The sequence below is a fragment of the Prochlorococcus sp. MIT 0701 genome (assembly GCF_000760295.1).
GTDB lineage: Bacteria > Cyanobacteriota > Cyanobacteriia > PCC-6307 > Cyanobiaceae > Prochlorococcus.
The window spans coordinates 20,780-29,855 of the sequence record NZ_JNBA01000042.1 but is presented as its reverse complement, the minus strand read 5'-3'; the positions used below and the strand labels follow the sequence as shown (position 1 = coordinate 29,855).

Annotated in this window: 9 protein-coding genes; 4 read left to right on the top strand and 5 right to left on the bottom strand. The window is 55.9% G+C overall.

Annotated features, from left to right (window positions below; genetic code table 11):
• Together EV12_RS14380 and aroC are read right to left on the bottom strand one after the other, a co-directional pair.
• Positions 1-659 (bottom strand): hypothetical protein (locus EV12_RS14380; protein WP_193742241.1); only part of this gene is annotated, 659 nt, incomplete at its 3' end.
• A gap of 113 nt (positions 660-772) precedes the next feature.
• Positions 773-1,861 (bottom strand): chorismate synthase, encoded by a 1,089-nt coding sequence (aroC, locus tag EV12_RS12560; RefSeq protein ID WP_036915939.1) that lies wholly within the window; start codon positions 1,859-1,861, stop codon positions 773-775.
• Positions 1,862-2,046: 185 nt separating this feature from the next.
• Between aroC and EV12_RS12555 the strand changes: the two genes are divergently transcribed.
• Positions 2,047-3,663 (top strand): photosystem II high light acclimation radical SAM protein, encoded by a 1,617-nt coding sequence (locus EV12_RS12555; protein WP_036915936.1) that lies wholly within the window; start codon positions 2,047-2,049, stop codon positions 3,661-3,663.
• Here EV12_RS12555 and EV12_RS12550 read toward each other — a convergent pair.
• The 3 genes from EV12_RS12550 to EV12_RS12540 all read right to left on the bottom strand — a co-directional run bounded on the left by EV12_RS12550 (position 3,585) and on the right by EV12_RS12540 (position 6,121).
• Positions 3,585-4,370 carry a CPBP family intramembrane glutamic endopeptidase gene (locus tag EV12_RS12550; protein WP_052039615.1) on the bottom strand — a complete coding sequence of 262 codons (786 nt, stop codon included), beginning with the start codon at positions 4,368-4,370 and terminating at the stop codon, positions 3,585-3,587. The two genes, EV12_RS12555 and EV12_RS12550, sit on opposite strands and share 79 nt — an antisense overlap.
• 107 nt (positions 4,371-4,477) lie before the next feature.
• Positions 4,478-4,792, bottom strand: coding sequence for an ATP-dependent Clp protease adapter ClpS (gene clpS, locus EV12_RS12545; protein WP_036915950.1), 315 nt, complete (start codon positions 4,790-4,792; stop codon positions 4,478-4,480).
• A 102-nt stretch (positions 4,793-4,894) separates the two neighbouring features.
• Positions 4,895-6,121 carry an LL-diaminopimelate aminotransferase gene (locus tag EV12_RS12540; protein WP_036915948.1) on the bottom strand — a complete coding sequence of 409 codons (1,227 nt, stop codon included), beginning with the start codon at positions 6,119-6,121 and terminating at the stop codon, positions 4,895-4,897.
• Positions 6,122-6,281: 160 nt separating this feature from the next.
• On the opposite strand from EV12_RS12540, the gene EV12_RS12535 reads away from it, so the two are divergent.
• The 3 genes from EV12_RS12535 to EV12_RS12525 all read left to right on the top strand — a co-directional run bounded on the left by EV12_RS12535 (position 6,282) and on the right by EV12_RS12525 (position 9,076).
• Positions 6,282-6,590 carry a DUF2344 domain-containing protein gene (locus EV12_RS12535; RefSeq protein ID WP_152562398.1) on the top strand — a complete coding sequence of 103 codons (309 nt, stop codon included), beginning with the start codon at positions 6,282-6,284 and terminating at the stop codon, positions 6,588-6,590.
• Positions 6,574-6,861 (top strand): hypothetical protein, encoded by a 288-nt coding sequence (locus EV12_RS12530; protein WP_036915931.1) that lies wholly within the window; start codon positions 6,574-6,576, stop codon positions 6,859-6,861. Before EV12_RS12535 ends, EV12_RS12530 begins: the two co-directional genes overlap by 17 nt.
• A gap of 271 nt (positions 6,862-7,132) precedes the next feature.
• The gene (locus EV12_RS12525; RefSeq protein ID WP_036915929.1) at positions 7,133-9,076 is read left to right on the top strand and encodes an Rne/Rng family ribonuclease; all 1,944 of its coding nucleotides are present in this window, start codon (positions 7,133-7,135) and stop codon (positions 9,074-9,076) included.

Below are 9,076 nucleotides of genomic sequence, written 5' to 3'. Positions count from 1 at the left end.
AAAGCCCCTGCGAAGAAAGCCTCTGCTACTAAAGCCCCCGCAAGGAAGGCTTCGACTACCAAAGCCTCTGCTGCTAAAGCCCCCGCGAAGAAAGCCTCTGCTACTAAAGCCCCCGCAAGGAAGGCTTCGACTACCAAAGCCTCTGCTGCTAAAGCCCCCGCGAAGAAAGCCTCTGCTGCTAAAGCTCCCGCGAAGAAAGCCTCTGCTGTTAAAGCCCCCGCGAAGAAAACCTCTGCTGCCAAAGCTTCCGCAAAGAAGTCTCCCAGCACATCAGTTGGCACGTCGCGACCAGCTCGCCGTGCACGCAAAGCTAGTGGTAGCAAAAGTATTGTTGCCTCCACGTCTGTAGCAAAGCGCATGGCGAAGGCCGCTGGTCGTCTCGGGACTTCTGTTGTCAGCTCGGCGGTTGGCGCCAACGGTAGTGTTCCATTGGCGCTCCAATGAGTACTTGTTGCTTGGAGGTGACTGGCTGATCCAGTGCCTCCGTTTCGTCTTTCAAGGCCTCGGGCGAATTGGTAAAAAGCAACTGTTTTGCCAGTCGTACTAAGAGGCCTTTTTACTTGTCGAGCCAGTGGTTTGGCAGTGGCGATCCCACTGGTGATTAAGGCAATTCTGCTGTGGCGATCATGGCTCCATGGCTCGTGAATCAGCAGCATCACGAGCGAAGAGCGCCATTGGCAGCAAATGCTTTAACTATTTGTCGATGATGATCTAGTAGTAGGACCTTGTGAAGGGGGAATCATTGCTTGGTCTAGGTAGTCGCAGATTTGCTTTACCAGAGACTGCACTGTCCTTGTTGGCGTAAGAGGTGATCAGCGAGCACAAGGGACACCATTGCTTCAACTATCGGTACGGCCCTAGGCAGCACGCAGGGATCATGACGACCTTTGGCGGACAGTGTCGTGGTGTTGCCATCAGCGTCAATTGTTTGTTGATCTTTGCGGATGGTGGCTGTTGGCTTGAACGCCACTCGGATCACGATGGATTCACCGTTAGTGATCCCTCCCTGGATGCCACCAGAGTTGTTGGTGGCTGTTCGTAGGCGACCGTCATGAGTGGGGAGGAAAGCGTCGTTGTGCTCGCTGCCTTTTAGCAGGGTGCCGCCAAAACCCGAGCCGATCTCAAAGCCCTTGCTGGCAGGTAGTGACATCACAGCCTTGGCGAGGTCTGCCTCAAGCTTGTCGAACACCGGCATCCCCAGACCCATTGGAGCATTGCGTACAACGCACTCGATCACACCACCGCATGAGTCGCCTTCACGGCTGATGGCTTCAATACGTTCAACCATTTGCGCTGCCATGACTTGGTTCGGGCAACGCACGATGTTTGCTTCGACGTCATCAATGCTGACGTCCTGGGCATTGATTTCGGCCTCCAGGGTGTGAATGCGTTTGACCCATGCCAGTACTTCGGTGTTATGGGCTTTGGTCAGTAATTGCTTGGCAATCGCTCCAGCGGCTACCCGAGCAATCGTCTCTCTTGCGGAGGCTCGCCCTCCACCGCTTCGAGCTTGGATGCCGTACTTCGCCTGGTAGGTGGCATCGGCATGGGAAGGCCGAAATGCAACATTCATCTCCTTGTAGTCGCCGGGCTTGTGATCCTTGTTGCGCACCACCATGGCGATTGGTGTTCCAAGGGTTGTGTTGTTGAGCAGACCGCTGAGGATTTCGACCTGATCTTCTTCCTTTCGGGGTGTACTGATCTTGCTTTGGCCAGGTTTGCGTCGATCTAGCTCGGCCTGAATCTTCTGTAGGTCAAGCTCAAGCCTTGGTGGGCAGCCTTCCACGATGACTCCCACGCCCCCTCCATGAGATTCACCGAAGGTGCTGATTCGGAATAGATCCCCAAAGCTGCTGCCCATCAAGAACTCATTCTTATTAGAGAGTAATTAGTCGCTGCGCAGCGGGGAGCTTGCTTTGCTCATCTTCAATTGATGCCGGGAGTTTCAGAGACAACGGCTTGACTGATTAGCGCTTAGTACAAGCGCAGTCATTGTTAGCGTCGCTTTCAGCTTGAGCAATCGCTGAGATCCTGCGCTCTTGACCAATGGGTTCCGCTTCATCCTTTGAGGTCTCTAGAAGATTTCCCTCGCAGGTAGAGGAGCGTGTGCTGCTGGTGAGGTTGCCCTGCAATCCAATTTTTCCAATTGGTCCGATTTACCTGGCCGATCACCTGCACAAGTGTTTCCCGAATCTTCCTCAACGGATTTTGGATTTGGCTGCTTTGCCTGTGCTGGATGTTGAGCGGGTGTTGTTGGCCACGATTGATCAGTTTCGCCCCACCCTGCTGGTTTTTTCTTGGAGAGATATCCAGATCTATGCACCGGTGGATGGTCGCACTGGCAATCCACTGCAGCACTCCTTTGAGGTGTTTTATGCAAGTAATCCTTTGCGACGCCTCCGGGGCGCCTTCGGTGGATTGTTGTTGTTGAAAAGCCATTACGGAGAGCTCTGGCGCAATCAGCGACTTGTGCGACATGGGCGGCGAGCTGCTCGTCGCTATGTCAGCGATGCCCGTGCCGTCTTGGGTGGTGGTGCAGTGAGTGTGTTTTATGAGCAACTTGGCCGCTCTTTGCCGAAGGGCACCATCGTGTCGCTGGGGGAAGGGGAGCCCCTATTGGAGAATTTGCTGCGCGGCGTTTCCTTGCATGATCAACGCTGTTTTGTGGTGGGTGAGCCAGTGCGAGCTGGTCTGATTCATGAGCAGCCTGAAAGTCGTCCTAAAACCGCCTGCGATTACGACTACATCTCATCGATATGGCCTCAGTTGAATTGGTACCTAGAGGGTGGTGACTTCTACGTCGGTGTACAGACCAAGCGGGGCTGTCCCCACAATTGTTGCTATTGCGTTTACACCGTTGTGGAGGGGAAACAGGTACGGCTCAATCCTGTCAAAGAGGTGGTGGCGGAGATGCGCCAGCTTTATGACCGTGGCGTACGTGGCTTTTGGTTCACTGATGCGCAGTTCATCCCCGCCCGCCGATACATTGAGGATGCCAAAAATCTTTTGACGGCGATCCAGGCCGAAGGGCTCAAGGGAATTCGTTGGGCCGCCTACATCCGTGCCGACAACCTTGATGCCGAGCTTGCGGAGTTGATGGTGGCAACCGGCATGAGTTACTTCGAGATCGGCATTACCTCAGGGTCTCAGGAGCTCGTGCGCAAGATGCGCATGGGTTACAACCTGCGAACTGTGCTTGAGAACTGTCGGCTGTTAGTCCGTGCTGGCTTCCGCCAACACGTGTCGGTGAACTACTCCTTCAACGTGATTGACGAAAGACCGGAAACGATTCGTCAATCCATCGCCTATCACCGCGAGCTGGAACGGATTTTTGGGCCCGACAAGGTGGAGCCTGCCATCTTCTTCATTGGCCTCCAACCTCACACCCATCTGGAGCAGTACGGTTTTGAACAGGGTTTGATTCAGCCCGGCTACAACCCCATGAGCATGATGCCCTGGACGGCTAGGAAGCTGCTCTGGAACCCTGAACCGATGGGAAGCATTTTCGGAAGAATATGTCTCGAGGCTTTTGAGACTGACCCTGGCAATTTCGGACGTACCGTGATGGCCTTGCTTGAGCGGGATTACGGGGTGGCGCCTTTGGAGGAGGCTCTACGGGCTCCAGTGATGGGGCGGGCGGCCTTGGCCAATGCCGTGAGCTGATAGACGAGTAAGGAAGCCATCGCCAGGATGCCGACCACTCCACCGAGGGGGTTGTCACCTGGCCCGGTGAGCCAAAGCGGCGACTGAGGGGAAAATTGGATGAGGCCGGTTTGGAGGGCAAACCAGCCACCCACTAGACCTCCGTGCAGTCCTACACATCCCCAGAGGGAGCCATGGTCGAGATGTCTGCGAATGGCCAGGCCCAGGCCCAGTAGAAACAGCCCGCTTAGCAGGCCGAGCATTGGCCAGATTCCAATGTTAAAGCGTGTGTGCACCAGGCTGAAAATCAGGGCTTGAATGGGCAGTGCCAGCCGTGCTCCGATCAGTATCTTGAGCTCTCCCCAGAGCCAGCCGCGGAATATCAGCTCTTCCAGCAAGCCCACGACGAGGCAGAGCAGAACGGCATTGATCAGTTTCTCGGCGCTGAGATCTCCTAGCCAGTAGCCCCAATGGCCGCTGATCGTGATCACGCTGATTAGCAGCAGCAGGGCCCCGGCCCCGGCCAATCCCAGTAGCAGGGGTTTCAGAAGGGTGTTGCCATCGCCTGCACCAGTGATGCCCAAGCTGCGCCATGGATGTTGGCTGATCCAGCGGGCCCTAACCCAGCCAGGCAGCAGCACTAGAAACAGCATTGCACTGCAGAGGGTTCCCAGCAGGCCGCGCCATTGGAGCGGCAGCCCGGGCAGGAAGAGGCCGGTCGGTTGCATGATCAGCCAGCCCAACCCGTAGAGCACGGGGATCAGAGTCACTGTCGGCAACCAGCGCCAACGTTGGTTTAACCATGCTGACCAGAGCGGATGTAGGCCAGAGCTGTTCAGCTTTCCTGTTCCAGTGTGCTGGTCAGCCCCTTGGCTTTCAGCGTTTCGCAGTAGAACTCGGCTGGTTCGAGGTCGCAGACGATAACCAGCCCGACGCCGGTGTTATGGGCTTCGAGCATCACGGCCATGGCGTCCTGCTCGCTTAGTTGGGGTACCACCTGCTGGAGGGTGACCACCACGTATTCCATGGAGTTCACCGGATCGTTGTGAAGAAGAACCTTGTAATGAGGTGATTGCTTGCGGATCCGCTCGGTTTGCTTCTCGAGGACGGCGGCACCACCGGGACTGGGGCTGGGGGCATTCACCGCCATGGCCAGGACGATCGGGAGGGCCCCAATGTACGTGGGCCGCTCACCCATGAGGCAGATGGTGAGCTATTCCAGCTTCAATGGCGGGGGATCGATCCTGTGATCTCAGAGGGTACGGATCCGACGCATGGCCTCGTCCACATTGACGCGACTGTTGAAGGCTGAGAGACGGAAGTAGCCTTCGCCTGCAGCACCGAAACCGCTGCCTGGGGTGCCTACCACGTGGGCGTTCTGGAGCAGATGATCGAAGAAGCTCCAGGAATCCATGTCGTCCGGTGTCTTCAGCCACACATATGGCGCATGCTCACCGCCATGCACTTCGATCCCGGCGGCCGTAAGTTCTCTCCGGATGATGGCGGCGTTTTTCATGTAGAAGCTCACTAGCGCATTGATCTCCCCCTGGCCTTGGGCGGAGTAAACCGCTTCGGCGCCACGTTGAATGATGTAGCTGACGCCGTTGAACTTGGTGCTTTGGCGCCTGTTCCAGAGATTCCAGAGTTCCACCTCTGATCCATCGTCGGTTTTTCCCTTCAAGCCTTTCGGCACCACGGTGAAGGCGCAACGGGTGCCGGTGAATCCAGCATTCTTGGAGAACGATCGGAATTCGATCGCACAGTCTCTAGCGCCCTCGATCTCATAGATCGAATGGGGCAGGTCGGGATTCTGGATGAACGCCTCATAGGCAGCGTCAAACAAAATCAAGACGTTGTTGGTGCGGGCATAGTTCACCCACTCCTGGAGCTGAGCTCTTGTGGCTACCGCTCCGGTGGGGTTGTTGGGGAAACACAGATAGATCAGATCGACTGGTTCGGAGGGGATCTTGGCTGCAAACCCATTTTTGGCGTTGATTGGCAGGTAGCTCAGGCCTGCGTAGCGGCCGCTTTCATTGGCGTCGCCGGTGCGACCCACCATAACGTTGCTGTCGACATACACCGGATAAACTGGATCTGTGACGGCGATGCGATTGCTGCTCCCAAGGATGTCGAGGATGTTGCTGCTATCGCACTTCGATCCGTCGGAGACAAAGATCTCCTCGGCATTGATCTGACAGCCTTTGGTCTGGAAATCATGCTTGGCGATCGCTTCGCGCAGCCAGTCGTAGCCCTGCTCAGGGCCATAGCCATGGAAACCAGTGTTGGTACCCATCTCGTCGATGGCGACCTTCATCGCGTTTCGGCATGCCAGTGGAAGTGGTTCGGTTACATCGCCGATGCCGAGGCGGATGAGCCCAGCATCCGGGTTGGCTTCACAGAAGCTTTTGACCCGCCTGGCGATTTCGGGGAACAGATATCCCGCCTTTAGTTTGAGGTAGTTGCTGTTGACCTGAACCACTGATGAGCTGGCTGTCTTGGCAGGCATCTTGCTACGTCACGGGTCCTTGCGCTGTGTCGCGGGGTTGGCCAGCGTTGTCCAAACGATGGGATCAGTGCCCTGCTGGCCATGACCGTCGCCTCACCCCGTCTGGAGCCGGTGGATTTCGAGAGCCTGGTCAATGCCGGGATCAATCGCCCTGCCCGTTACATGGGCCATGAGTTATGGGGGAGGCCTTTGGGGAATGGATGGATCTCGAGTTTTAGAGCCGGTGGAGGCCGAGACCATGCGTCAGCAGCTTCAGGTCACCTTGCCGAAGGGACTCTCTTTGCTTAGTGCAGAATCTGTGCCTTTAGGCGGTAGCAGCCTCTCTCAGTTGCTGGTTGCAGCCTCATGGCGCTTTGATTTGGCCATTGAGTCTGAGAAGCCATCGACGTGGCACGTGGCATCAGTGGCAAGTAGCTGTGGAGTTCTTGAAGGAGGCTCATGAACTGCTGTGGCATGACATTGATAAGAAGGGACGGCCGCATCAACGAGACTGCTGGCCAGCATTGCGTGAACTTCAACTTTGCAACAGATGCGAGGAGGGATGTGAGTCTCTTTGCTTAGACGTCGTTCAACTGCGTCTGGAGGCAAGCATTGATTCGATGGGCCGTAGCCTTAAGCCTGTTCAGCTGCAGCATTGGATTGCAGAGCAGATGGGTGAGTCCTTGCGCATGACCGGTGTGCAAAGTCAGGGACTCGAGTTGCTGCAGTGTTAGAGTCAAAAAATGACGCGAAGTCAATGGCAACTTTTGCCATTGGTCCGTCCCAGCCTTCTTCACTCCAATTCTGAGCAAAGCGAGGCTATTTGCTGCTCGTTCATTCCGTTCCCTCTGTTCGGGAGCAGTGAGACACATAACCCATAGGAGTTTTTGACTCCGTCTGCTTCTTCAACGGCCTTTGGCTGTTAATTCGTTTTCCACCCGATGCATTGAGCCGGCAGGCCATTGATCGGTTCTGAGTCCAGCAGGGCTCCCTATTTATTTTTCTATGCCCCAGCAAATTGTCATCTCTGAGCAGCTGCGGATCGCAGCCTTGCTCACAGATGAGCGAGTCGATGAGTTGATCGTCGCTCAGGGTCGATACCAGATCGGAGATGTCTACCTCGGCACGGTCGAGAACGTTCTCCCGGGCATTGATGCCGCTTTTGTGAATATTGGGGAAAGTGAGAAAAATGGTTTTATCCATGTCACTGATCTGGGCCCTCTGCGTTTGAAGAAGGGTGCTGCAGGTATTACCGAGCTGCTGGAGCCCCGTCAACAGGTGTTGGTTCAGGTGATGAAGGAGCCAACAGGCTCCAAGGGTCCAAGGCTTACTGGCAACCTGGCGCTGCCTGGTCGCTACTTGGTGCTGCAGCCCCATGGCCAGGGGGTGAACATCTCTCGCCGGATTAATTCCGAAGGGGAACGAAATCGCTTGCGAGCACTTGGGGTACTAGTGAAGCCGCCGGGTGCTGGCCTGTTGATTCGCACCGAGGCCGATGGCATTAGTGAAGATCTGCTGATCGATGATCTGGAGGCTTTACTCAGGCAATGGGAAGCCATCCAGCAGGCGGCAGACAATGCTCTTCCGCCGGTGCTGCTCAATCGCGATGAGGATTTCATTCATCGCGTTTTGAGAGATCACGTCGGTCCAGATCTTGTGAGAGTAGTGGTGAATGATGCCGCTGCCGTTGAGCGTGTGAGCAGTTTCCTCGGCCAGGAAGGTCCAAATGTATTAGTTGAGGCCCATAACGAATCCACCGAACTTCTTGAGCATTACCGAGTTAATGCTGCCATCCGCGATGCTCTCAAGCCCAGGGTAGATCTGCCATCTGGTGGCTACGTGATCATTGAGCCGACGGAGGCACTCACTGTTATTGATGTCAATTCAGGCTCGTTCACTCGTTCGGCCAATGCTCGTCAGACGGTGCTCTGGACCAATTGTGAGGCAGCTATTGAGATTGCCCGCCAGCTGAAGCTTCGCAATATTGGCGGTGTGATCATCATCGACTTCATCGACATGGAGTCGCGCCGTGATCAGTTGCAGTTGCTGGAGCACTTCACAGCAGCCGTTCGCGATGATGCTGCTCGCCCTCAGATTGCCCAGTTGACTGAACTGGGGCTGGTGGAACTCACTCGTAAGCGTCAGGGGCAGAACATCTATGAATTGTTTGGCAGGGCTTGTCCTGGCTGTGGTGGCCTTGGCCATGTGGCGGTACTACCTGGCAAAGATCTGCTACAGCCACTTGCTTTGGCTACTGGATTGGTGAGATCAGCAGCCTCTGCTCGGGCTGAAGCCCAGGTGCCAGGGGATGGCGGGAATGGTCGCCGTAGGCGTGGTGGGCGCATTCGTACCGGTGCGGTTGAGCTGCCTGCAATTACGCCTCCTTCTGGTGTGGCGAATGGAGTTGAGTCAACCACGTCTCTTGAATCTGAGAGACAAGAGCCTTCGGCCTCGTCTGAGGGTGTTATTCGTCGCCAGGAACCTGAATTGGTTGCTGTTCCAATGGATTCAGAGCAGGAGGAGGTGTTTGCTTGGCTTGGATTAAACCCTTTGCTTTTGATTGAGCCACCTCCAGAGAATGACAACCTTTTGGTTCGCGTGGTTCGGCCTGGGGAAGATGCTGAGTCTGTCCTTGAGGAGGCTCGTGAGCAGCTTTTAGCTAGTTCCAATCGGCGTCGGCGTCGGGGACGAGGTGGTGGTCGAGGGGCCGGCCGTGGTGCCCCCGAAGCCAGTGTCGAAACCCCTTCATCCAATGGCACAGAGGTGGTTGTCCAGCAAACCAAGGTTGTCGCAAAGAATGAGCCTCTAAGTGTTCAAATCACTCCTCTTGAGGTTGATCATTCATCGAGCAGCGCTTCTGTAGAAACCGTTTCTTCACTTTCCGAGCAGCAGGAGAGTGAACCCGAGGATCCCCGCCGCCGCCGCCGCCGCTCCTCTGCTGCAGGCTGA